The following is a 25,226-nucleotide window of genomic DNA, read 5'->3' as shown; positions in this document are numbered from 1 at the left end:
TTCTCTTACTATCCTATAAACATAGCATCTCCAAAACTGAAAAATCTATATTTTTCTTTAACTGCTGTATTATATGCATTCATTATATTTTCTCTTCCAGCCAAAGCACTTACTAGCATTATAAGAGTTGATTCTGGAAGATGAAAATTAGTTATCAAAGCATCTACTACTTTAAATTTATATCCAGGATAAATAAATATATCTGTCCAACCTGATTTTTCAGAAACAATACCATTTTCTTCTCCTATAGTTTCTAAAGTTCTAGAAGATGTAGTACCTACTGCTATAATTCTGCCTCCAGCCTTTTTAGTTTCATTTATTATATCTGCCGTTTCTTTTGACATACTATAATACTCAGAATGCATATGATGCTCTTCAATTTTATCCACTTTTACAGGTCTAAAAGTTCCAAGTCCCACATGCAATGTTAAAAATGCTACCTTCACTCCTTTAGCTTTTATCTTTTCTAAAAGTTCTTCTGTAAAATGCAATCCTGCTGTAGGTGCTGCTGCTGAACCAACTTCCTTTGAATAAACAGTTTGATATCTTTCCTTGTCAGTAAGTTTTTCTTTTATATATGGAGGAAGGGGCATTTGTCCTAATCTATCCAAAACTTCTTCAAATATACCATCATATTTAAATTGTACTATTCTACTTCCTTCTTCACCTATATCTACTACTTTAGCTTTTAATTCTCCATTTCCAAAAATAAATTCACTACCCACCTTGGCTTTTTTCCCAGGCTTTACCAGTGTTTCCCATTTATCTCTATCTATTCTTTTAAGTAATAAAAACTCTATTTTCCCACCAGTTCCTTCCTTACTACCTATGAGCCTAGCTGGAAGTACCCTAGTATTATTTAGCACTAAACAATCTCCTGGGTTTAAATACATAAGTATATCTTTAAAATGCTTATGTTCTATTTCCCCCGAATTTTTATTTAAAACCATAAGTCTTGATTCATCTCGTTTCTCAGCAGGATGCTGAGCTATAAGTTCTTCTGGCAAATCAAAATAAAAATCTTTTACATCCATATAAACACGTCCTCTTCTGTTAATGTTAATTAAAAAATAGAAATTTGGTTATTCTCTATATAGTTTTTAGGAATATCCCTATTTAAATGTATAAATGCTCTTTCCGTTGCCATTCTTCCTCTAGGTGTTCTTATTACAAATCCCTTCTGAAGTAAGTATGGTTCATATACATCCTGTATAGTGTCTAATTCTTCTCCTATAAAATAAGCTAAAGTTTCTAATCCTACTGGTCCCCCCTTAAAATTGTCAACTATAGCTGTTAATATCCTATTATCTATACCATCTAGGCCCTCTGAATCAACATCTAAAAGTTCTAAAGCCTTTCTTGCAGTATCTAAATCTATTATTCCATTTCCCTTAACAATAGAATAGTCCCTAACTCTTTTTAAAATTCTATTTGCTATTCTTGGAGTTCCTCTAGACCGTCTAGCTATTTCTCCCGCTGCATCCTCTTGTATTTCTACATTTAATATCTTTGAAGATCTGACTATTATATATGTAAGTTCATCTTCTTCATAAAACTCCATAGGGCACATTACTCCAAATCTATCCCTAAGAGGTGAAGTTAAAAGTCCAACTCTTGTAGTTGCACCTATAAGCGTAAACTTTGGCAAATCTAATCTTATTGATTTAGCTGCTGCCCCTTTACCTATAACTATATCTAAAGCATAATCCTCCATTGCTGGATATAGTATCTCTTCCACAGCTCTGTTTAATCTATGTATTTCATCTATAAATAGCACATCAAAATTTCCAAGACCAGTAAGTATCGCTGCCAAATCACCAGCTCTTTCTATAGCAGGACCAGAAGTCACTTTTAAATTTCCACCCATCTCACTAGCAATTATATTAGCCAGTGTAGTTTTACCAAGGCCTGGTGGACCATACAAAAGTACGTGATCCAAATTTTCTCTTCGCTTCTTGGCTGCTTTTACAAATATATCTAGCTTTTCTTTTACCTTTTTTTGACCTATATACTCATTAAAACTTTGAGGTCTTAGAGAATAATCATTTTCAAAATCTCCCTCTATGTTAGAAGTTGTAACAATTCTATCCCCCATTTTATACACCTCAATTCATTAAATATTTTAAACAATTTTTAATTAAATCTTCAACATTGTCACCCTCAACAGCCTTTAATGCTTTATTTCCCTCTTTTTCTGAATATCCTAAAGATATAAGAGCCTGCAATGCCTCTCTTCTAATCTTATCATCTATAGTCTTATGTACCACACTATCCGATTCTTCTAATACTTCATCTATATCTATTTTATCTTTAAGTTCAAGTATTATTCTCTGAGCAGTTTTTTTACCTACACCTGGAGCCCTTGTAATTAACCCCTCATCCCCTAAAACTATAGCCTTTTTAAGATTGGCTACACTGCTTATGGATAAAAGGGAAAGTGCAGCTTTAGGACCTACTCCATTAACTTTTAAAAGCAAATTAAATAAATCTAATTCCTCTCTAGTTAAAAACCCATAAAGTCCAATAAAATCATCTCTTACAATTTGAATTGTATAAATAGTAATTCTTTCACTGGCTTTAGGTATATTAGCTATAGTGTTTCCTGATGTGTATATCTTATAGCCTATACCATTGTTTTCAATTATAATATAGTCTTCATTAATACCCATATAAGTTCCTTTTATATATTCATACACATTTATACATTCCCTTCAATGAATAATTTAAATAAGCAACTATATAATACTTTACCACCATAATTAATTTTATTCAAGAAAAAAGAGTATATAGTTCATGTCTTTACATAGCCTATACACTCTTTGTACATTTATATTGCTTATATTCATTATATTTTAAGATTGATATTCCGTAATGGCTTCCTTAGCCTTTTCCTTTGTATCAAACTGAAATTCTGAACATCCACTTTTAAGTATCTCTACTTCCTCTTTTCTTAAAAGATTAGTCCTTATTTCTGTCACATCTTCCTTTTTTTCTATATACATATTTCCCTCATCATCTGTTCTAAAAATAGCCATATACTCTCCTTTATCTGTTTTTTCTATACCGATAATATATTTATTTGGAGAATATCTATCTAAGTCTTTAGTTAAAATGACTTCATTCTCATCCATTTTATTTATTTTGAAACCTTTTTTCAAAAAATATGATTGGAGCTTTTCTCTGTCATATCCCACTATAGCCTTATCATACTTTTCTGCTCTTTGTTCTTCTTCTATAGTATCATTGCTTTTTAAATATTTTACCTTAAATATTAATTTTGTACTATATTTAACAGTATTTTTAAGTTTACTTTTACTCATGACCGCATTACTATTTTTATATAATTCCTCTTTATATCTATAAGCTTTACTATATTTATAATATCCTAAATATCCTCCTACAAAGAGAATTAAGGCTACTGCTGAAAACCAAATTATAAACTTACTCTTTTTAGACATATTATCCCTCCTCATGGGGTATTATGTCCAATTTGTAAATTTTTATACAATATATAATAAACTACTCAACTTTCGCACACAAAGTTCAATCTCTACATTACATGAATAAAGGAAATGCGAATATAGTTTTTAATTTAAAATTTAGAATGTAAAATAGGAATTTGTAGAGCTATTACCTACTACTTACCTGCAAATTTCAAATTATAGTTAATTTCTAAAAGAGCTTTATTCTTCATTTTAAATTTTATATTTTTATTTTATGACTGCGAAAGTTGAATAAATTATTAATCAATACTAGCATCATACTAAAATTGTGCATTTATTTCCTGATTAATATCAATGTATATATAAAAAAAATCACTCCTTTAGTTGTTTTTATACAACCTTTAGAGTGATTTCACGTATACACTTACTCATTGAATTTAATTTTTAACATTTATCTTAATCCATTTGATATTTTAAATGTATATCATAGTGAACTAAATTTCAGTTTAAATTAAACCCTCTAAAAACCTTAATTTGCCTATTATTGTTCCCATCCTTCTGGGAACTCTGCATTGTGATAAACATCTTGAACGTCATCGTCATCTTCTAATTGATCAAGTAATTTTTGGAATTTAGTTGATGTCTCTTCATCAATTTCTGTATATGTGTCCGGAATCATTTTTACTTCTGTTTCTAAGAACTCTAGTCCTTGAGATTCTAATGCTTCTCTTACAGTTCCAAATTCTTCTGGAGCCGTAGTTATAACATATACTTCGTCTTCTGCTTCAAAATCTTCTGCACCTGCATCTAATGCCATCATCATAATTTCGTCCTCATCAAGACCATCTTTCTTTTCAATAACCATTTGGCCTTTTTTCTGGAACATAAATGATACACATCCAGTTGAACCTAAGTTACCACCATGTTTAGTAAATGCGTGTCTTACGTTACCAGCACTTCTATTTTTGTTATCTGTAAGCACGTTTACTATAACAGCTATTCCTGCTGGACCATATCCTTCATATGTTATTTCTTCAAAAGTAACATCTCCTAGTTCCCCTGAAGCCTTTTTAATAGATCTAGTTATGTTATCGTTTGGCATGTTATTTGCCTTTGCTTTAGCTATAACATCCCTTAATCTTGGGTTTGCATCAGAGTTTGCTCCTCCCTCTTTTACTGCAACCATTATTTCCTTACCTATTTTTGTAAATACCTTTGCTCTTTTAGCATCTGCTTTACCTTTTTTAGCTTGTATGTTATGCCATTTTGAATGACCTGACATTTATAATCTCCCCCTAACTTCATCTATGGTAAATTGTATTTTAAACAAATCTTTACACAAAATATATGCATAAAGTATCAAAACATATTAATTATATCATATAATGTATTATTATTTCAATTATGATTTATGTAATGTTTTGTCATACTTAAATCATAAATTCTAATCACCATTCTCTACTCTATAAAAATTTTATGTTTTTAATTATTCAGGTCTTTTACAATGTTTTTGCAAATATAATTGACATTTTAAAAAAATAGATATAAAATATAATAAAAACACATACCCGCACTGGGTATATTGGAGGTATTATTATGAATCTAGAAATTCAAGATAAGGCTTTAAATACAGCAAAAAGCAAAGGTGGAAACTTTGTTATTTCATATATTACTAAATCCTGTGGATGAGGAGGAGTACCTACAAAATACCTCTGGATTGAGGTTAAAAATGATGTAAGCAATTTAATAAATTATCATGTTGTTAATTATCAAGGAATATCCGTTTATATAAGTAAAGCCTTAAATATACATGGAAAAGTATATATATATCAAAAAGCAAAACTTCCTCTAATAGGATGTATATTCGGTGTTAAAGGCGTCTCCGTTTAATAATATTTTATAAATAATAGAGCAGCTCCTATATCATAATAATGTTAGAGCTGCTCTATTTATAATTAATTGAAACATAATTTACACAAAACATTTATATGCTTTATAAAATAAAAATTATATATTTATAATACCGTTATGCTTTTATAATTTATTAAATGTACGATATAAAATTAGCTCTACTTCCTTTTAAATTATATCTAAGAACATAAGAATTGTGACTTTTTTCATATAACTTCACAAACCCTTTAGCACAACCAGAATTCCAAAAATTTAATATATTCTGCTCTCGATACAAACCTTTATATATAAGTTTCATCATATTTTCTTTTTTGTCCTGAAAAAATATTTGTATCTTAGAATTATCATTAACTGCCTCTAGGTACATAGTTACTTTTTCATCATCTTCATCACAAGAAAAATCACAAATTTTCCCACTGCCTAATACTCTATTTGAATATTTATATTCTTTTCCTTCCAAATTTAATACCAAAGAAAACTCTTTATTTAACTCTCGCTTAAGTATTATAGGAGCCAATCCTATTAAATTTAAATTTGCATTTACTTTTTCTTTTGATTGACTTTCAAAGGAATTACAATTTATATTTATCCAAAATCCAAAATCTGCATTCATAAAAACCTTCATTTCATATCCATTACTTTTGCCTTCTATAACTTTATATTCTTGTCCATTGTATTCTATATGTCCTATAAATTCTGTGTTAAATCTCTCTAAATTAGACGCTATACTTATAATATTATTTTCCACATTATAAGGTATTCTGTTTTTCTTCTCTAGCTCCCATGAAAATTCTCCACAATTAGACATAAACTCATTGTGTTTTTCAGCACAATTTTCTCCTAAATATACCTTTCCCTTTAGGTAATTTTCACTAACTATACAGTGACCTATTAGTATTTGATATTCCTTTACATAATTTTTAATATTAAAATAATTGCCTCCATAAAAATTACTTACTTGAACACCGCCGTTTTCCCAAGTTCCTGCTCTTACCATAGCATAAGAAGGTTCACTAAATTTAGGTTCAAAAGTTGACCCTTCTGGATTTACCACATAATACTGAATAAAAAAAGGTCTCTCCTCTCTAGTATTTTCATTTACAGCTAGAAAATAATGCCACCAATATTTGTACTTACTCATTTCTAATTTCCACTTCATCTCGTTTATTTTTTTAGAAATTTCCATATTAGCACCATCCCCAATATTTTTATAATTGCTAAGGTACATAAAAAGAATTAACAAGCCAAAGATGCTAGTATATTTTGTATCGGACAAGGAAACAGGTTCCGCCTTTGGTAAGACTATCGGCGGGTTCTGCTGACGCAGTATGACGCAAAATAGACTAGCATACTGACTTATTATTTATTTGAATGTGCCTAAGTTTCAGTCGAAATAAAAACTTTCTGTGAAACCATACCTTTATTTCCAACTACTTATTTTAAAATATAATATATAAATTCTATATTATTACATTTTACCCTACTACTTCATTTAAAATTAACACTTTGTTTACCTTTAAAACTAAAAAAGACGGACAAAGTCCGTCTTTTTTTAACTATTTGCTATTTCTTTGGCTTCTTCAATCATACTCTTAACCTTCATAAGTCTAGTTAAGTTACCTCTTTCATTTTCATCCAATTTCATTTGAATGTATTTTATAGTTTCTTGAAGTTGAGGTATAGTCATATATTCAAGAGCATTAACTCTTCTTCTTGTTTTCTCTATTTCATCAGACATTAATTGACAAGATTTCTCTACTTCAGCAAGTTCCAGAAGCTTAGGAATTATGGTATAAAGTTTTTCTAATGCACCATCTAATTCTGCAGATGTATTAGCAAAACCATAAGGGTATATACTTCCTTCATCTCCCTCTAACTCTCTTTTGAAGTTCATAACAGGTACATTTACGCTCATTATGTTCTTTTTACTTACTTCTACAGATATGTTTTCTTTTGGATAAGCTATAGCCTCTTCCAAAAATTCTGAAGACATAAGTGCCCTTGCCATTACAAAGTCTTTTAACGATGCTTCTAATTCTTTTTCTACACTTTTTCTTAGCTGATTGTTATACTTTATTAAATCTATGAATCTTCTCATAAGCTCATCTTGCTTATCTTTCAGTAGCTTATGACCTCTAGTTGCTGTTACAAGCCTCTTTTTAAGCTTGGTAAGCTCCATTCTAGTAGGATTAACATTTAGCCTTGCCATGGCTAATCATCCTTTCTTTCTTCAAGATACTTCTCTAAATATTCATCTCTAATTCTCTTAAGTTCTGTTTTTGGAAGTATCTTTAATAGTTTCCAACCAAGATTCAAAGTTTCCTCTATGGTTCTATTAGCTTCAAATCCTTGAGCTACATATTCTTTTTCAAAGCTTTCTGCAAACTCCGCATACTTTTTATCTGTATCAGATAAAGCAGATTCGCCTAATATAGCTGCTAATTCTTTAGCCTGCTTACCTTGTGCATAGGCAGAGAACAACTGGTTCATAGTATCAGCATGATCTTCTCTTGTTTTTCCTTTTCCTATACCTTTATCTTTAAGTCTTGATAGAGATGGTAAAACATCTATTGGAGGCATAATACCTTTCTTGTAAAGCTCTCTTGAAAGTATTATCTGTCCTTCAGTAATATATCCAGTTAAGTCTGGAATTGGGTGAGTTTTATCATCCTCAGGCATTGTTAATATTGGGATTTGTGTTATAGAACCCTCTTTGCCTCTAATTCTTCCTGCTCTTTCATATATAGTAGAAAGGTCAGTATATAGATATCCTGGATATCCTCTTCTACCTGGTACTTCCTTTCTAGCTGCTGAAACTTCACGAAGAGCTTCACAGTAGTTTGTTATATCTGTTAAAATTACAAGAACGTGCATTCCTTTTTCATAAGCTAAATACTCAGCTGTAGTTAACGCCATTCTTGGAGTAGCTATTCTTTCAATAGCTGGGTCTGAAGCTAGGTTCATAAATAGAACTGATCTATCTATAGCACCTGTTTTTGTAAACTCTTCTACGAAGAATTCAGCTTCTTCAAAAGTTATACCTATAGCTGCAAAAACCACCGCAAACTTCGAACTAGAATTTAAAACTTTAGCCTGTCTTGCTATTTGGGCAGCTAGTTGTGAATGTGGAAGGCCTGATCCTGAGAAAACAGGTAATTTTTGTCCTCTAACTAATGTATTAAGTCCATCAATAGCAGATATACCAGTTTGTATAAATTCTGATGGAAAATCTCTTGCCACAGGATTTATAGCTTCACCATTTATATCAAGTCTTTTCTCTGGAATTATCTTTGGACCATTATCCTTTGGATTTCCCATTCCATCAAAAACTCTTCCTAACATATCTTCTGATACGCCAATTTCCAAAGGTCTTCCTAAAAATTTAGCTTTAGTACCCTTTAAGTTAATTCCTGAAGAACCTTCAAATAACTGAACCATGGCTCTATCTCCATTAACTTCAAGAACCTTTCCTCTTCTCATTTCACCAGTTTGTATCTCTATTTCAACAAGTTCATCATACTTAACGCCTTCTACGCCTTCTACAACCATAAGTGGTCCAACTATTTCTTTAACTGTTCTGTATTCCTTAAGCATCTAGAACCCCTCCTTCGCTGATGAGATTATCCATTTGGCTCTTTAGCTCACTATATATTTCGTCAATTTTACTCAATTCACTCTCTGGAGTATATTTACTTCTAGCTATTCTATCTCTAACAGGTAATGTTAATATTTTATCTAAATACACTCCTGCTTCAAGGGCTCTTTCTGCTTCTTCCTTAAATAAAATTATTAATTTTAGCATTTTATATTGTTTATCTAAAGAAGCATAAGTATCTATTTCATGGAAAGCATTTTGTTGCAAATAGTCTTCTCTTATAGACTTAGAAACTTCAAGCTTTAATCTATCTCTTTCTGATAGCGCATCTATACCTACAAGTCTAACTATTTCTTCTAAGTTTGCTTCTTCTTGAAGTAAAACCATTGCATCCGTTCTTAAAGCAGACCAATCTGGCGCAACTTTTTCATCCATCCAAATTCCCATTTTTTCTAAATATAGAGAATAAGAATTTAACCAGTTTATTGAAGGGAAGTGTCTTCTATATGCCAACTGTGCATCTAGTCCCCAGAAAACTTTAACTATTCGTAGTGTAGCTTGTGTTACTGGCTCTGAAAGGTCTCCACCTGGAGGAGATACTGCTCCTATAGCTGTAACCGCCCCTTCTCTTCCATCTTCTCCTAAACAAATTACCTTACCAGCTCTTTCATAGTAATCAGCAAGTCTTGATCCTAAATATGCTGGATAACCTTCGTCACCAGGCATTTCTTCAAGTCTTCCTGACATTTCTCTTAAAGCTTCTGCCCAACGAGATGTAGAGTCAGCCATTATTGATACAGAATATCCCATATCTCTAAAGTATTCTGCTATAGTAATTCCTGTATATATGGAAGCTTCTCTGGCTGCCACGGGCATATTTGATGTATTAGCTATTAAAACAGTTCTCTTCATCAAACTTTCACCAGTTCTTGGGTCTTTAAGCTCTGGAAACTCATTAAGAACGTCTGTCATCTCATTTCCACGTTCTCCACATCCAACATAAACAACTATTTCTGCATCTCCCCATTTAGCTATTTGGTGCTGAACTACTGTTTTACCTGCACCAAATGGTCCTGGTACTGCAGCTGCTCCACCCTTTGCCACCGGGAAGAAAGTATCTATAACTCTTTGTCCTGTAGTCATTGGCTCCACTGGGTTTACCTTTCTTGCATATGGTCTACCTTTTCTAACAGGCCATTTTTGTAAAAGAGTTATTTGTTTTTCACCCTTTTCAGTGTCTAAAACACATACCATTTGCTCTATAGTAAATTCGCCTTCTTTTATTTCTTTAACTGTTCCTTCAATTCCATAAGGCACCATTATTTTATGGACTACTACAGGTGTTTCCTGTATTGTACCTATTACATCACCGGTTAAAACTTTATCTCCAACTTTCACCGTTGGTTTGAAGTTCCATTTCTTATCTCTATCTAATGCTAAAACGGAAACACCTTTTGTTAAGAACGAACTTTGTGATTTTTCCATAAAAGCATCTAGTGGTCTTTGTATTCCATCAAACATTGATTCTATAAGTCCAGGTCCAAGTTCTACACTTAGAGGTTCTCCTGTTGTAACTACAGGGTCTCCAGGTCCTATACCTGAAGTCTCCTCATATACCTGAATTGAAGCCCTATCCTCTCTCATCTCTATTATTTCACCAATAAGGCCTTTTTCTCCAACTCTTACAACGTCATATATATTAGCTTCATCCATATTTTCTGCAACTACCAATGGACCTGAAACTTTTATAATTCTTCCAGTTTTCAAGTTACCAACCTACCTTCCTATAAAATATTAACACCAACAGCTTTTTCTACGTTATCGCTGATTTTTTGTATTCCTATGTTCAATGTTCCCTGATTGCTTGGAATTAATATTACAGCAGGAAGTGTTTTCTTATTATATCTTTCTATAGTTTCTTCTATGTCCTTTGCAACTTGTTCAGTTACAAATATAACTGCGTAATCACTCATAGCTAGCTTATCAATGGTTTTTCTTGCTTCTTCTGGTTCAACTACTGGAAACACGTCTAATCCAATAGATTTAAAAGCTAGTACAGAGTCTTTGTCTCCAACTACTCCTATCTTCTTATACATAAGCATCACGCAGCCTTTCTCTTATTACTTCCGCAGCAATATTATTGAGTTTGCCAACCATTATTATTCTTATTAATTTTATTTCATTTTCCTTTGCATAGATATAAGCAATCACTGGCTCAAGTCCAAAACTTACATACTTAGCTTCTCTCATTAGTTTCATTATATAATTATCGCTTAACTTTTCAAGAAGACTTACTGAACCAGTTTTGGAATATTCCTCTACACCTAGCTTTAAGATCTCATTATAATCTGTATATGAAAGTCTACCTGGCATATTTTCTACTGATTCATTAAGTAAAGCTAACAATTTATCCTTTGAAATTGAACCTCCTGGCAGCATTACTGATAAGAAAAAGTCTCTTCCTTTATTTTGTTTTTTAACCCTTAGTAAAGTCTTTATGTTTGTTAAATCTGCCATAGTTCCTACATACTTATTTAAGAATTTATCATTTATTTCTTTACTTATGGCTATCATTTCCTCAAACATATATTTATCAAGTATTATATCGATTCTTTGAGGGTCTTTTAAATTTTTAAAGTCTTCTATTACTTCTTCTATGCTGCTTCTCATAGTTTCGTTTAAATCCCTATAGTATTCATTATCCACTGCGTATTTTAATTTAGAAATTTCAAGCTTTCCTACAGGAACTAACATATGAGAAAAATCCTTGTTAAGAATTTTACCTTTAATCATAACCTTTAAATTATGATAATCGTATTTAATGCTCATTATATCTACCACTGACTTAATTGGACATATTTCATAAATTAAGTTATAAACTCTCTTAAGTTCGGCACTTAACATTATTTCATAGTCCTCAGCTCTTTTAACATCGTTCATTACATTGGCATACTCAGTTTCCTGAAGCACTTTTAAAGCACTTTGAGCAGATGCAGAATCTATCATTCTCTCAATTTTGGCTTTATCAAGGAGTCTGGTTTCTAATACCCTAAGCCTAGGTATAGCTTGAGTAAATTGCATTACATCCATTAGTTAACCTCCTTAGTTAAATAATACCTTGGCTACTTCATACTCTAATTCTTCTTTTATAGAATTAACTAAAGCTTCAAAAGTATTATTTATTTCTATGCCATCTTTTTCTAGAATAAATCCACCCTTAAAATCTCCAGTTTCATTTTTCACTGTAATTTTTCCTTTTTTACCTTTAAATGTTAATTTTTTATTTAAATCATTAATAAATTCTGACGTAATCATTTCCTTACCTTTAGCATTTAGTATTAAACTTTCGTCTCCATAAATATCTAAAGAAAGTATTTTATTTTCAACATATTGCATAAATTGTTCTTTTGAAAGATTAGCTAAACTCTCTACAGCTTCATCAAAAGTCTTTTGGATGATTTGTTGTTTAGCTTCTAGCTTATCATTTCTCACTTTAAGTTGTGAACTAGAGATTATTCTTTCTTTTTTTGTAGTTGCTTCTATTTTAGCTTTTTCTATTATTTCTTTTTCTAAAATTTTAGCTTCTGAAATTCTCTTATCCACTATCTTGTTTTTTTCTTCTTGTGCATTAGCTAAGATTTCTTTTTCTTTAATTTTGGCTTCTTCTAAAATTTTACTTATTAAATTATTCACATTAGCCATTACGCTTCACTCCAAACTATTTTACAAATAAAACCATAAATAATGATGCAACAAAACCTAATACTGCGTAGGTTTCAACCATAACAGCGTATATAACGCCTTTCATTACGTCATTTGGTCTCTTAGCTAATATTTGAACACCTGATGCTGCAACTCTACCTTGTGCTATAGCTGATTTCCATCCTGCTAAAGCAACTGGTAAACAAGCCATAAAATATTTTAAACCTAAATCAAAAGCTGGCATTTGGCCACCAAATATTCCTATCTTAGTGAATAGTAATAGTGCTATAACAAATCCATAAAGACCTTGAGTACCTGGAAGAGCAACCAATATAAATGTTTTACCAAATTTCTCTGGTTCTTCAGTCATAAGTCCTGAAGCTGCTTCTCCAACTGTTCCTATACCTTTAGCTGAACCTATACCTGCTAATCCAACTGCTAGTGCTGCTCCTAATAGTGCAAAAATCATACCACCATTGTTTTTTATAAAGAAATTAATCCATGACATATTTTCCATATCTAATATCCTCCTTGTTATTTAGTTATTTTTATATATTCTTCTGAAAGCTTAAATGGAGTGAATTTTCTTCCTCCGCCTTCATAAAATTTCCCGAAAAATTCTAAGTACTGCAATCTAGCTGCATGAACATAAGCTCCAAGAGCATTAATTACAAGGTTAAATAAATGTAATCCCACAAATAGTATAGGAGATAACACATATTTTATTGGTACAGGGAAAAGACTTACTATTAAGTTTAAGGCATTGGCTATAAATCCAGTAGCTAGACCTAATGCAAGAAGTCTTGAATAGGACACTATATCTCCTAGATATCCTGTAACACCATAAACTCCATATAGCCCTCCACCTATCTTTCCTCCTAGAGTCGGAGCTGTTCTACCTTGTGTTAATAACAATCCTACTAAACCAGCTATTAACATCCATTTTCCCAAGCTTCCACCAATTCCTACCAACATAAGAATTGCACCTATTAGTGTTAAATACCATGTTAATACATCACATATTGCATCTTTTAGTTTTCCGGCTCTTATTAATATATAAGCTTTTATACCTAAACCTACAAACACATGGATAACACCAAAAGCAAGTGAAAGTATAAAAATTTGTGATATATCCTTGGTTGGGTCAATTAGCATAGGCGGTTTTATTCCAAAATAATTTAATAAATCTCCAAACCATCCTCCATAAATGGCCCCCCATATCATAGTAGATATTCCAGCAAAGAAAAACAATTTAAAACTTTTTCTTCTTTCAGGGTCTTTAACCTTACTAATAGCAAATAAAGATGCCAAGACCATGATAAGTCCATAACCTGCATCAGAAAGCATCATGCCAAAGAATATAAAATAAAATACTGACAATATTGGTGTAGGGTCTACTTCAGAATAAAGAGGCAAACTATACATTTCAACTAAGCTTTCAAAAGCTGAAGAAAAGCCGCCATTTTTAAGTTTAATAGGTACTTTTTCTGTTTCTTCTTCACTAATTTGGCTAAACTCTAAATAGTAATCTTGTCCAACCACCTTTTTAATTGTGTTCTCTAACTCTGAATTATTATCCAAAGTATTCCATCCACAAATTGTAACTATCTTCTTTGTCTTTAGAAAATTATTTGAAGCATAATTTCTTATAACCAAATTGTTATAGTATTCATAAGCTAGTTGTAAATCTTCTATTTTGTTACCAAATTTTTTAATTTCTTCAGTTATTATTTCTTCCTCATGGTTTATTTCCATAATTTTAGCACTATAGTTTTCTATTAAAACCTTTGGCTCTTCTTCATAATTTAAAGCAAGATAGCTAAATCCATAATTTTTAAGAAGTTCTTCAGCTTTATGCGTTTCACTTTCATGAACTATGGCAAATACATATATATCCTGACTTTGACTATTTAATATTTCTAAATGACCATACTTGATTTCATCTTGAAATTTTGAAGTCAGTTCCTGCTCGTATTGTTTAGCTAAACTTCCTAAAAAATATGAAGTTTTCTTAAACTCTTTTAAATATTTGAAAGGAGCATCAAAATTTCTCCAAAGTTCTAAACTACTTATTTCTGTTTCGTATTTTGTCCTTTCATTATTCAATGTGTTTAATTTAACTTCTCTTTCTTTTAAATTTGAATAAGTCTCTTTCCAAGAGTTTTTTTCCATAATGCTATTTAATCCACTGTAAGATAATTCTTTCTTATCCTGTAAAAAAGCTTTCAATCCGGATTTCTGAGGAATATAACCTTGAAGAAAGTCCAAAGCAAACTTCAACTTAGATAAATTTTCTTCGTACTCTGCACACTTTGAATCTACTTCATCTCTTCTTAGCTCTTTGAATTCTTCAACTTCTTCTATTGTTTGTTCCTCTTGAAGATTTATAAATTGAACTCCTTCAAAATTTTGAAGAGCCTCTAGAAGCTTTTCTTTTTGTGATTCAAAGGTTAGCAAAGTAAACTTATTCATTTTAACTATTGCCATGAATATTCACGATCCTCTCAATCACTAATTTAATCCCATCTTCTCTCTTTTCACTAGAGGTATTTAGTATTTCTTCAACCTCTTTCTTGCCTTGGTCAAAAATAGGTTTAGATTCACTATTTCCTCCCTCTACAGCTTTATCATACATTTCCTTTGCTGTTGCCTTTGCACTATTTATTATTTTATTGTATTGATTTTCTGCTTCTAAGGAAGCATTTTTAATTATTTCTTTCTTTTGAATTTCAGCTTTTTTAACCAGTGCATCAGCTTCACTTTCTGCCTTTTTAACTTCTAAAATAGCTTCTAATGCCAAAGTATCACCACCTTTATTTGTATATATTAATATTTAAAGTAATAACAAATGCCTAATATCCTATGCATCTATAATACTTTATATAGTAATCATTACAACTTCATTATACTTACTTTAACAATTAATTTCAACAAACTTTGAAGGAATTAAATTAGATTATTGCTTTTTAAGTAGCTTTTCTTTATTTATACACAATTTTTTAAATTTTTTCATTATAAATTAATTTTTCTACAACTTCGCTTATTTCCTTAGTTTTACAAGGTCCATTTTCTTGAAAAATTATATATGATTCCCTGTTTTCTGTGATTCCCTCCTGCAAGAATTTATATATGTCAATGAAGAATTTTTCTACATGAAAATCTAATTTTTCATAATTTGCATTAGACTTCATCCAATCACGAATTAGCTTGTTAACATTTTTGTCAACTTTTCTATTTATAAATGGGGGAACCCACTTTTTCTTATTATGCAATAAATAATCGTATTTAATAATTTCATTTAATGCATAATTACTCTCCTTTAGCACTTTTTCATTAAAAAGAAGAAATACTTCATAGTACTGAACGGAAGATATATTTCTGTCAAAATATCCACTTTGCTGAAAAAAGCTTGCAAGACTTCTATAAAATTCAAAAGCACTGGAATAGTACTTTTCAAAATATTTTAGTATATTATTAAATTTATTAGAGTTATAGTACTTATCAACCATTTTCTCTATCCCTTTTAATATACATATTTCTTCATAGCTAATATCCTTAGTTTTTAATATTTCATAAGGTGGATATGGTGAATATACCATGCCCCATTTATCCTTTTCTTTAATCATAGGAGTTCCCTTAAGTAATTTTAAAAATCCTAGCTGTATTTCTTCTGGTTTAATTGAATATACCTGATCAAAAGACTTTTTAAAGGATTGAAAATCTTCTCCAGGCAATCCTGCTATTAAATCTAAATGTTGTTTTATATTCTTAAGTTTCTCCACCTCTAAAACCTTATATTCTATATCTTCAAAATTAACAGTTCTATTTATATTTTTTAGAATTTTATTATTGGTAGTTTGAACACCTACTTCAAATTGGATTCTTCCTTTTGGAGACCTTCGAAGTATCTCTATTTGTTCCTCTTTAAGCAAATCTGCTGAAATCTCAAAATGAAAAGTAGTGTCTATACTTTCATCCTGCTCTACTATAAAACTCCATATTTCTTTAGCAAAATCATCTTTACAGTTAAATGTTCTATCAACGAATTTTACAAGTCTAACCCTTTTATCCAAGAAAAATTTCAATTCACTTTTTACTCTGTCTATATCTAGAAATCTCACTTTTCTATCTACAGAAGAAAGACAGTACTTACACCTAAATGGACATCCTCTAGAAGCTTCGTAGTATACTATTTTATTTTCTAAGTTTTCATCTTCAGTATAGGGAAAAACTACTTTATTTATATCTAGTATTTCTCTAATTCCACCATAATAAACTTCTTCATCAATTTTAGAGTAAAGCCCCCTTACTTTTTTCATGTTTTCCTTAAGTAGTTCATTATTTTTTATATTTTCTAAAGCCACCTTAATAAATTCCCTATATGTTTCTTCTCCTTCTCCTTCTATAATATAATCCATGCTATTTTGCATTAAAAATTTCCTAGGTTCAAAGGATACCTCTGGTCCTCCTGCAAAAATAGCTATGTTACTATCTATTAACTTTATTATGGTTGCAACCTCTCTAACAAATTGAATATTCCATATATAACAAGAAAAACCTATCACATCAGGTTTTTCTTTTATTATTTCTTTTACTACTCTTTCTTTTAAATCATTTATTGAAAATTCTAATGTATTACATTCATACTTTAAATCCTTTGTATATGCTTTTAAATATCTTATTGCTAAATTACTGTGAATAAATTTTGAATTAATACCTACTAATAAAACTTTCATATTAACATCCTTTCTTTTTAGCTCTTATAAAGAACAATTCATCATTGTAGTCAAAATCCATTATATCAAATTTCGAAGTTAATAGTTTTATTATATTCTCTTTTGAATTGTCATTAAAGGGGTTAATATCTATCAAATTTATTAATCTTATATTATTTTCGGAGATTATAACTTTTATTTTATAGTTAAATACTTTTTTTATTCCTTTATCTACATCCCATATATAAATTTCTCCTTGATCTTTTAATGTTTCCCATGCAAACTGAAAAGCCTTTTCTTTTTCACTGTTTGTCCAAATATTTTTTAAAGAAAAAAACATAACACATTTGTCATACTTATTCCTATTCAAAGCTTCTTTTCCTTCATTACATACATAATCTATATCCAGTAACTTATCATTTCGTTTACAAAGATTATACACTATGCCGTAATCCTTATATCCAATATCTAAAACGCTTCCCTGTAATTTTATCTCATGCAAATCTAATATTTTTTCTTTCAAATTTATCCCCTCCAAAGTCTATGGATTTTATTTATTCATAAGTTTTTATTTATTGTATAATTTAAATTATTTAATTTAATCTTATTACTAATTATAATATAAAAAAGACACTTATTCCATCATTTGGAATAAGTGTCTTTATATTCATCATAATAATCTAATAAAAATCCTGCAGTTGTCTTTTGAGCCTCACTTATTATGTTTTTTGATATTTTATCATATCTTTCTTCTAAGTCATCGATATCCTTAAATTTCCTATAAGTATCATCTGCATACACAGCATTATTTTTTATATATTCTTCTATATGAGAAAATCTTTTAATACCTTTTTCTTCTTCAAAGGAATAATCATTCATGAGCCTACTTATTATCCATATTTCAAATTTTCTATGGCTTTTTAATAATTTATTATTAACATGCTGAGGCACTGTAGCATCTTGAATCAAATGGCAAGCCGCACCAAAATAAAATAGAGATTTTTTAATTTCTCTTTTTTTTAAATATACAATGGAACTTCCATAATATTTTTTGCATTCTGTAAGCGCATCTGAAAATCCATAAAGGCCTTTTCCCTTTACTACATGATAAAAATGATTGGAGCTCTTAAAGTCTTGATCCGCCCAAACTACTCCTTCATTCATATTTCTTATATTTTCTCTGAAAAAATTATATTCCTGTTCATAACCATTTATTTTTAATATATTTACAGCTTTTAAATTTATAAATTTATGAACCGTACAGTGAGTTTTTAAAACCTTTTTTTTAATTGGATTCACCGCAAACATTAAACCCTTTAATGTACTTCCATAAGTTCTTTCGATTTTTTTTGCACTCATTAAAAATTTCCCCCAGTCACTTTATACTATTTATTCTTACACATTATTTTCTTCACTTTAGTGTAAATTATTACTCCTATAATGCACAAAGATAATATTACTAAATAAAAATAAAGAAATTTGTTATTTTCCGTTACTTTTTCTGGACCAATGCTTCCAATCCAAAGAACGCCCCTTTTTCTATCTAGTATATTTAATCCCTCTTCACTAAATTCCAAAGAAATCTTTTCACTTCCCTCTATAAGTGCCTTTTCTTTTAATACTAAATTTTTAGTTAAGCTATAAAGTTTCATCTCCTTGGCATCAAAAAAATAAATAGCATCTTTATATCCCAGTAATCCATTTTTGTCTACTGTCAAATCGCATAAAGTATTAAGTGTTTCATGTTGATATAAAGGTGCAGGTGGGTTAGTAGAAGGATGCTTATCTAGCAAGAATCCTATTCTTTCACCATTCTTACCTTTAAATCTAGGAGAATTTATTGGGTCGCCACCTGAATAATCAGGCCAGCCATACCACATTCCTTTTTTTATTTGGTATATATAATCTACATCACCTTTAACGGGTCTAAGTCCTCTATCTTCCATACCTCCTATAATGGCAATTAATTTGTGTTCACTATTAAATTCCATTCCTTCTATATTTCTTATACCCCAAGCAAAGTTCTCAAGGGTTCCTGTATCTAAATTATATATTAAAACGCTACCGTTACCAGGAAAATGTCCAGGTATTATTTGTCCCTTTACATTAGAAGTACCATAAGGTACAAAAGCTCCTGTTTTTTTATCACCAAAATTCTTGCCTTTTAATATACATGTTTTGGGAGAAATATCGCAATTATATGGTTGTTCCCTCAGCCAATCATTATCCTCACCAACTATTCCAGAATTGGTGGCCGTTCCTATAGACACATATAAGTTATTTCCTTCTATTTTTATTTTACTATTAGAATAGTCGCCAAAATTAGGTAATTTTTCTATTAAAATTTTACGCTTATTCTTTTCTAAATCATATTCATATATTGCCTTTTTCGAAGAATAATACAATTTATTATTATATAAGGCTATACTATTTATGTTCAAATCTCTATCTTTAAATAAATAGTAACTATTGCCATTGCTTTTAACAACTTGAATTTTATCCTTGTAAGCTATATAGTATTCACCTTTATCCGAAATACAGAAGTCTCTAGCACCTTTTAAACCTTTAAAACGTAATTGACAATTAAAATTTTCCTCTAGAAATTTAATATCTATTTTATTATTAATATATCTATTCATATTGAAACTTAAAATCGCCAATACTATTATTACAATAACCCACTTAACTATCTTTTTCATATTCCTCTCCAAAATAATTATTCCTAAATTATATATATTTTATTGGAAAGATTAATATGTATATAGATTAAAATATATGTTTAAAGTGCTTCTTCTTCCATCTCCACATGATCTTTTTCGACTTCTGACAATGCCTTGAATATTTTCGCTACATTCTCATCATTTACATCTCTTCTATACTTATTATAATACTCTACTGCATGCATTTCTCGCTTTCTTGCCATTTCCAATAAATCTCTATCTCCTCCATCCCCTTTATACTTGCTGTAATCTAACTTAGTCAATTTAGGAAGTTCTTGAAATCCAGCCATCTTTTGATGAATTTTTGCATGTACAAATTCTATTTTAGCTAAGTGAAGAAACATTTTTTTAACCTCTTCATTTTCTACCAAAAGTGCAGCTTCCTCATAAAATTCACTATTAAATACTTCCAATTTCATAGCATGATCTAATATTTTTTCAGTCTTTTCATCCAAATTACCATCATTAACCTCTATAATTTTTTCATCTAAAGAAACTAGGTATTCATTAGGTACTCCACAAAATGGACAATATTTTATTTCTTTTAAGCTATTTTTTTCAGGTATACCGCTATTATTTATATTATAATTCTTTTCATTTATAATCATTCCACATACGCTACATTTTAACATTTCTATCACATCTCCTTATTTCATCCATATTGTAAATGAGAAAAACTTACTTCAAATTATAAATATTTTCCTGCCTATAAACTTTAGAACATAAATGTGTTAACTTCTAGCCCTTAATCCTAGATAAACATTTACTCTGCTTCTAATTTTAATGAACTAATATAATTTTTCTCATTTTTATTTAGTTAAAATAATTTAGTTATTACTTATTATTATACATCAATACTGAACATATAATCAAAACAACATAATGCTAAATTTTTCAATTATATAAATTGCTTTTTACATTTATATGCCAATTCAGCCTTCTATCTACTATAAAAAATTTTCTTAATTTATATTATACTTTTTATATAACTCTACAAATCTTATAAGCATTAAGGAGGCAATTATGAAAAACAAAAAAATTTGCATATTATTAACAACATTTCTTTTAAGTTTTCCAATAAGTGTACATGCCCAAACCATAAGTTATAGTGTAAAAAGTGGCGACACTCTTTGGAAGATATCTAAAGCATTTAACACTACAATTTCTTCAATTATTAATCTAAATAATTTATCTAATCCAAACTACATATATGTTGGTCAAAAACTTATCGTAAATGATTCTTCAGTGGCAAATTCTAATATTCAAACCACAAACTATACAGTTAAATTTGGTGATAATTTATGGAGCATTTCTCAGAAATTTAACACTACTATGGAAACCATATATAAAAGTAATTTACTATCTAGCTACACCATAATGCCTGGTCAAATTTTAACTATTCCTATTAATTCAACCACTGTAGTTAAACCTGTAGGGATAAATATTTATGCTACCAGGAAAAGTAATTATTATGGTGATATTTATACCTGGGAAAATGCTAGAAGACTTTTCACTGTGGATACTATCGGAACTTTAAAAGATATTAGCACCGGTATGTCTTTCGATGTGAAATATTATGGTGGTTCCAATCATGCAGACATAATTCCTTTAACTCAAAGTGATACTTATACAATGAAAAGAATATTTGGTTCTTGGTCTTGGAGTAAAAAAAGACCTATGGTGTTATATTTTAAGCAAGGTAATAGCTACTACCAATTAGCTGTTAGTGTCACTGGTATGCCTCATTCTACCACTAATATATATAATAACGGAGTATCCGGACATTTTGATATGTATTTTTATAATAGTACAAGCCATGTAAACAATTCTATAGATACAACTCATCAAAATAACATATTAAAAGCCAGCGGACGTTAAAATAAAGAATATAATTTTACTTCCTCACATAAATATTAATGACATTAATATATGTGAGGATATTTTTATGAATAAAGATGCTTTTTTTAAAAATTCAATTATACTTACTTGTTCTAATTTTATAACTGGAATACTTAAATTTATGTTTTCTATAATTTTATCCCAGAGTTTAGGCGCCATGGGCCTTGGACTTTATTCTCTAATAATGCCTGTGTATGATTTCTTCGCTGTAGTTGTTTGTGGTGGAATGATTACTGCTATGTCAAAACAATGTGCCTATTTTAATGGAAAAAGAGAATTTGGAAATCTACATAAATCTGTAAAAGTTTCATTATTCTTTGATTTTTTCTGGGCTTTAATTATAGCATTAATTCTATTTCTATTTTCACCACTAATAAGTAACAATATAATAAAAGATACTAGAGCCCTATATTCCCTTTGGATTATATGTCCTGCTATTATTTTTGTAGCTTTATCTGCAATTTTAAAGGGATATTTTTACGGTATATCTAAAGTTTTTACTCCATCCCTTATAGATATTTTAGAAAAAGCTGTTAGAATGATTGTTATAGTATCTCTTATATCTTATTTTAAACTTACTGATGTAACCAGAACTGTTACTATAACATATATGGCTTTAACTATAGGAGAATTTTTTAGTTTTATATTTTTATTCATATTTTATAAAAAAAGTAAATGTGATTATTCTGTATATCATAAAAACACTAAAAAATCTCTAGAACTTGTTTGGGGAGTATTAACAATCTCTTTACCTCTTTGTATAAATGGTATGTTAACCACAGGTTTATATACAGTGTCTACCTTAATGCTGCCTAAGCGACTAATATATGGTGGATTGTTACATGAAGAGGCATTAGCTTTAATAGGTAAATTTTCTGGAATGGCATTTACTATAATTTTCTTTCCCTTTATAGCAGTGAGTTCTCTTTCCACTATACTAGTTCCAGATATATCAGAAAATTTAAGTAAGGGAAATTTCTCATCGCTTCAAAGACGTTTTTCACAAGTTATAAATATATCTTTTGTTCTAGGTATGTCCACACTTTTTATTTGCCTTAGCATACCGGATAACTTAGGGCAGTTATTTTTCAAAAGAAACGATTTAGCACCTTTTATTAAATTTGCAGCTTTATCAGCTCCTTTTATATATGTATCTAGTACAACCTTTGGTATATTAAATGGTCTTGGAAAACAAAAAATAGTTTTAAGAAATTCAGTTTTATCTGCCTTAATAGAATTAATTTTAATATATATCCTAGTATCTATCCCAGAAATAAACATTTATGGTTATGGAATTAGTTTAATAATAACCTCATTGTTTACATTAGTTGCAAATATGTATGAGATTAAAAAAGAATATTTTATAAGTTTCTCCTTTATTAATGTACTAACTAATTTATTTTTAGGAATAATAGTATTCTTAACTTTAACTATATTAAATAATATAATAAATATTAATAATTTAATTGTAAAAAATATTTTCTTGGTGATACTGGGATTTGGAATATATATTTTTTCTTCTTCTATTTTATATCCTATTTTAAGCCATAATCACTCGTAAACAACTGTCTTACTCCTGCATATGAACAGAAAAAATCCTTCAAATATTAAAATTTGAAGGACTTTTTTCTACTTTATAAGACTAATCATTTTTTTTGGCAATAATCTAATTAATTTATTTGGAATAGTTTCCAAATCCTTTTTTGTTATTCCCTTAAACACTATTAAACTATATAAATACACTAGAGCTCCAACTGCAATAGCTACTAACGTACCTACTGCATTACTTATATATCCTTTAAATGCTAGTGATATAACTCCATTAATAGTTAAGTATACTGCTAACACTGCTATGCTCATAATTACAGATGCTATTAATGGTTTTTTCATATTTTTATATAAATTAACTTTTACCTTTAAAACTTTATTTATAGTAATATAATTTAAAAATAATGGTATTAAGAAACATACTATATTTCCTGCTACAGCACCTAATATATTTATTTTAGCTATGCCCACAAGTAGATAATTTGTAATTATTTTTCCTAATAATCCCAAAATAGCATATAAGGTAACTAAGTACAACTTTCCTATACCTTGTAAAATAGTTGTTTGAATTTGAACTACAGACATAAGAACCACCACTGAAGATCCTAAAAGCATCAGCATATATCCACCTCTAACATGAAGAAGCTGATATATAGGTTTACTTAAGACAGCAAGTCCAAAAGCTGAAGGTATTGATATTAAAAAACATAATCTAAATGCATAATTTATCTTTTTTCCTACTTCTTTTTTATCGTTTAAAGCTGCGGCACCAGATATAGCAGGTAAAAGTGCTGCTGCTAAACAAGATATTATGGCTATAGGTACATTTATTAAACTATTGTACTTGCTTAGCCATCCAAATAGTTCTTCAGTAACGCTAGCAAATCCCGCAGAAATTAATCTAGATTTTACATTCCAAAGATCTACCAGTGCTCCTGCATTTTGTAGTCCTATACATACTGTCATAGGTATTGAATAATTCAATATTTTTTTCATTAATCTTTTATTACTATATCTTTTTATTTTCTTGGTACTATACCCTTTAGGAACTTTTATATATCTATTCTTATGATAGACCATGACCAAATATACGGAAGCTACAAAAGCTCCTAATGAAGTACCTATAGTTCCTCCTGCTGCTCCCATCTCAGGTCCCTTTTTCACTAATATAGCAGCAAAAACAAGACTAAACACTATATTTATTATTTGCTCAATAACCTGTGATATTGCCGTTGGTGTCATATTACTTCTTCCTTGAAAATATCCCCTATAAGCTGTAAGTATAGAAGTAAACAACACCGTAGGAGCTAAAGCTTTGATTGCTAAAGCTGATGATTTAGACTTTGTAACTTCAGCCAGTGGTGCTGCTAAGAAGAACATTAAAACCGACATAATTATACCTAAAGCTAGGAGCATTGTCCTAGCGATTTTAAAGCTTTTAACAGCATCTTTATAGTTCTCTAAAGCAAATAACTCAGACATTATTTTTGAAATAGCCACTGGTATTCCTGAGTTAGTTACCACATATATAAATGCATAAACTATATATGCAGCAGCATACATACCATATCCTTTATCTCCTAATATATTTATTAAAAAAGGTAAGTAAACTACAGATAACACTTTTGATATAATTTGTGCAGCTGACAGCACCGCAAAACTTTTAGTTATAGATTGTTTTTTCATAAAAGCA

The 25,226-nt window shown here is 29.8% G+C and carries 23 protein-coding genes; 2 read left to right on the top strand and 21 right to left on the bottom strand.

Annotation, left to right across the window (positions count from 1 at the left end; genetic code table 11):
* Positions 1–8: 8 nt before the first annotated feature.
* From queA to C1715_RS10910, 20 genes are all read right to left on the bottom strand, one after another.
* The gene (queA, locus tag C1715_RS11005; protein ID WP_102400535.1) at positions 9–1,034 is read right to left on the bottom strand and encodes a tRNA preQ1(34) S-adenosylmethionine ribosyltransferase-isomerase QueA; all 1,026 of its coding nucleotides are present in this window, start codon (positions 1,032–1,034) and stop codon (positions 9–11) included.
* 29 nt (positions 1,035–1,063) lie between these two features.
* Complete coding sequence (ruvB, locus tag C1715_RS11000) at positions 1,064–2,095, bottom strand: Holliday junction branch migration DNA helicase RuvB (RefSeq protein WP_102400534.1); 1,032 nt, start codon at positions 2,093–2,095, stop codon at positions 1,064–1,066.
* A gap of 10 nt (positions 2,096–2,105) precedes the next feature.
* Positions 2,106–2,696, bottom strand: coding sequence for a Holliday junction branch migration protein RuvA (gene ruvA, locus C1715_RS10995; protein WP_102400533.1), 591 nt, complete (start codon positions 2,694–2,696; stop codon positions 2,106–2,108).
* Positions 2,697–2,852: 156 nt separating this feature from the next.
* Entirely contained in the window at positions 2,853–3,458 is a 606-nt protein-coding gene (locus tag C1715_RS10990; RefSeq protein WP_102400532.1) for a hypothetical protein, read from the bottom strand.
* Between the two features lie 526 nt (positions 3,459–3,984).
* Positions 3,985–4,725, bottom strand: coding sequence for a YebC/PmpR family DNA-binding transcriptional regulator (locus C1715_RS10985; RefSeq protein ID WP_102400531.1), 741 nt, complete (start codon positions 4,723–4,725; stop codon positions 3,985–3,987).
* 762 nt (positions 4,726–5,487) lie between these two features.
* The gene (locus C1715_RS10980; RefSeq protein ID WP_102400530.1) at positions 5,488–6,540 is read right to left on the bottom strand and encodes a hypothetical protein; all 1,053 of its coding nucleotides are present in this window, start codon (positions 6,538–6,540) and stop codon (positions 5,488–5,490) included.
* 366 nt (positions 6,541–6,906) lie between these two features.
* Positions 6,907–7,563 carry a V-type ATP synthase subunit D gene (locus C1715_RS10975; RefSeq protein WP_102400529.1) on the bottom strand — a complete coding sequence of 219 codons (657 nt, stop codon included), beginning with the start codon at positions 7,561–7,563 and terminating at the stop codon, positions 6,907–6,909.
* Positions 7,564–7,565: 2 nt separating this feature from the next.
* Positions 7,566–8,948, bottom strand: coding sequence for a V-type ATP synthase subunit B (locus C1715_RS10970; protein WP_102400528.1), 1,383 nt, complete (start codon positions 8,946–8,948; stop codon positions 7,566–7,568).
* Positions 8,941–10,716 (bottom strand): V-type ATP synthase subunit A, encoded by a 1,776-nt coding sequence (locus tag C1715_RS10965; protein ID WP_102400527.1) that lies wholly within the window; start codon positions 10,714–10,716, stop codon positions 8,941–8,943. Before C1715_RS10965 ends, C1715_RS10970 begins: the two co-directional genes overlap by 8 nt.
* 17 nt (positions 10,717–10,733) lie before the next feature.
* Positions 10,734–11,051: a V-type ATP synthase subunit F gene (locus C1715_RS10960; RefSeq protein ID WP_180964155.1), complete on the bottom strand. Its 318-nt coding sequence runs from the start codon at positions 11,049–11,051 to the stop codon at positions 10,734–10,736.
* Positions 11,038–12,039: a V-type ATP synthase subunit C gene (locus C1715_RS10955; RefSeq protein ID WP_102400526.1), complete on the bottom strand. Its 1,002-nt coding sequence runs from the start codon at positions 12,037–12,039 to the stop codon at positions 11,038–11,040. The genes C1715_RS10960 and C1715_RS10955 overlap by 14 nt, the downstream gene beginning before the upstream one ends.
* 12 nt (positions 12,040–12,051) lie before the next feature.
* Positions 12,052–12,651: a V-type ATP synthase subunit E gene (locus tag C1715_RS10950; protein ID WP_102400525.1), complete on the bottom strand. Its 600-nt coding sequence runs from the start codon at positions 12,649–12,651 to the stop codon at positions 12,052–12,054.
* A 16-nt stretch (positions 12,652–12,667) separates the two neighbouring features.
* Positions 12,668–13,168, bottom strand: coding sequence for a V-type ATP synthase subunit K (locus C1715_RS10945; protein WP_423240829.1), 501 nt, complete (start codon positions 13,166–13,168; stop codon positions 12,668–12,670).
* Between the two features lie 17 nt (positions 13,169–13,185).
* Positions 13,186–15,138 carry a V-type ATP synthase subunit I gene (locus C1715_RS10940; RefSeq protein WP_102400524.1) on the bottom strand — a complete coding sequence of 651 codons (1,953 nt, stop codon included), beginning with the start codon at positions 15,136–15,138 and terminating at the stop codon, positions 13,186–13,188.
* A complete protein-coding gene (locus C1715_RS10935; protein ID WP_102400523.1) occupies positions 15,125–15,451 on the bottom strand; it encodes an ATPase in 327 nt (108 codons plus the stop codon). The genes C1715_RS10940 and C1715_RS10935 overlap by 14 nt, the downstream gene beginning before the upstream one ends.
* A 199-nt stretch (positions 15,452–15,650) precedes the next feature.
* A complete protein-coding gene (locus tag C1715_RS10930) occupies positions 15,651–17,387 on the bottom strand; it encodes a B12-binding domain-containing radical SAM protein (protein ID WP_102400522.1) in 1,737 nt (578 codons plus the stop codon).
* A 1-nt stretch (position 17,388) separates the two neighbouring features.
* The gene (locus tag C1715_RS10925) at positions 17,389–17,889 is read right to left on the bottom strand and encodes a hypothetical protein (RefSeq protein ID WP_102400521.1); all 501 of its coding nucleotides are present in this window, start codon (positions 17,887–17,889) and stop codon (positions 17,389–17,391) included.
* A gap of 119 nt (positions 17,890–18,008) precedes the next feature.
* A complete protein-coding gene (locus C1715_RS10920; RefSeq protein WP_102400520.1) occupies positions 18,009–18,725 on the bottom strand; it encodes a zinc dependent phospholipase C family protein in 717 nt (238 codons plus the stop codon).
* A 26-nt stretch (positions 18,726–18,751) separates the two neighbouring features.
* Positions 18,752–20,065, bottom strand: coding sequence for a PQQ-dependent sugar dehydrogenase family protein (locus C1715_RS10915; protein ID WP_102400519.1), 1,314 nt, complete (start codon positions 20,063–20,065; stop codon positions 18,752–18,754).
* An 80-nt stretch (positions 20,066–20,145) separates the two neighbouring features.
* Positions 20,146–20,718: a ferritin-like domain-containing protein gene (locus C1715_RS10910; RefSeq protein ID WP_102400518.1), complete on the bottom strand. Its 573-nt coding sequence runs from the start codon at positions 20,716–20,718 to the stop codon at positions 20,146–20,148.
* Positions 20,719–21,109: 391 nt separating this feature from the next.
* Between C1715_RS10910 and C1715_RS10905 the strand changes: the two genes are divergently transcribed.
* Positions 21,110–21,964: a LysM peptidoglycan-binding domain-containing protein gene (locus C1715_RS10905; protein WP_102400517.1), complete on the top strand. Its 855-nt coding sequence runs from the start codon at positions 21,110–21,112 to the stop codon at positions 21,962–21,964.
* Positions 21,965–22,031: 67 nt separating this feature from the next.
* Positions 22,032–23,546, top strand: a complete 1,515-nt coding sequence (gene spoVB / locus C1715_RS10900) for a stage V sporulation protein B (RefSeq protein WP_102400516.1) — start codon at positions 22,032–22,034, stop codon at positions 23,544–23,546.
* A gap of 68 nt (positions 23,547–23,614) precedes the next feature.
* Here the strand turns inward: spoVB and C1715_RS10895 are convergent, their stop codons facing one another.
* Entirely contained in the window at positions 23,615–25,219 is a 1,605-nt protein-coding gene (locus tag C1715_RS10895; protein WP_102400515.1) for a putative polysaccharide biosynthesis protein, read from the bottom strand.
* Positions 25,220–25,226: the final 7 nt, after the last annotated feature.

Source organism: Haloimpatiens massiliensis (genome assembly GCF_900184255.1).
Classification (GTDB): domain Bacteria; phylum Bacillota; class Clostridia; order Clostridiales; family Clostridiaceae; genus Haloimpatiens; species Haloimpatiens massiliensis.
This window is presented reverse-complemented; position numbering and strand designations above follow the sequence as displayed.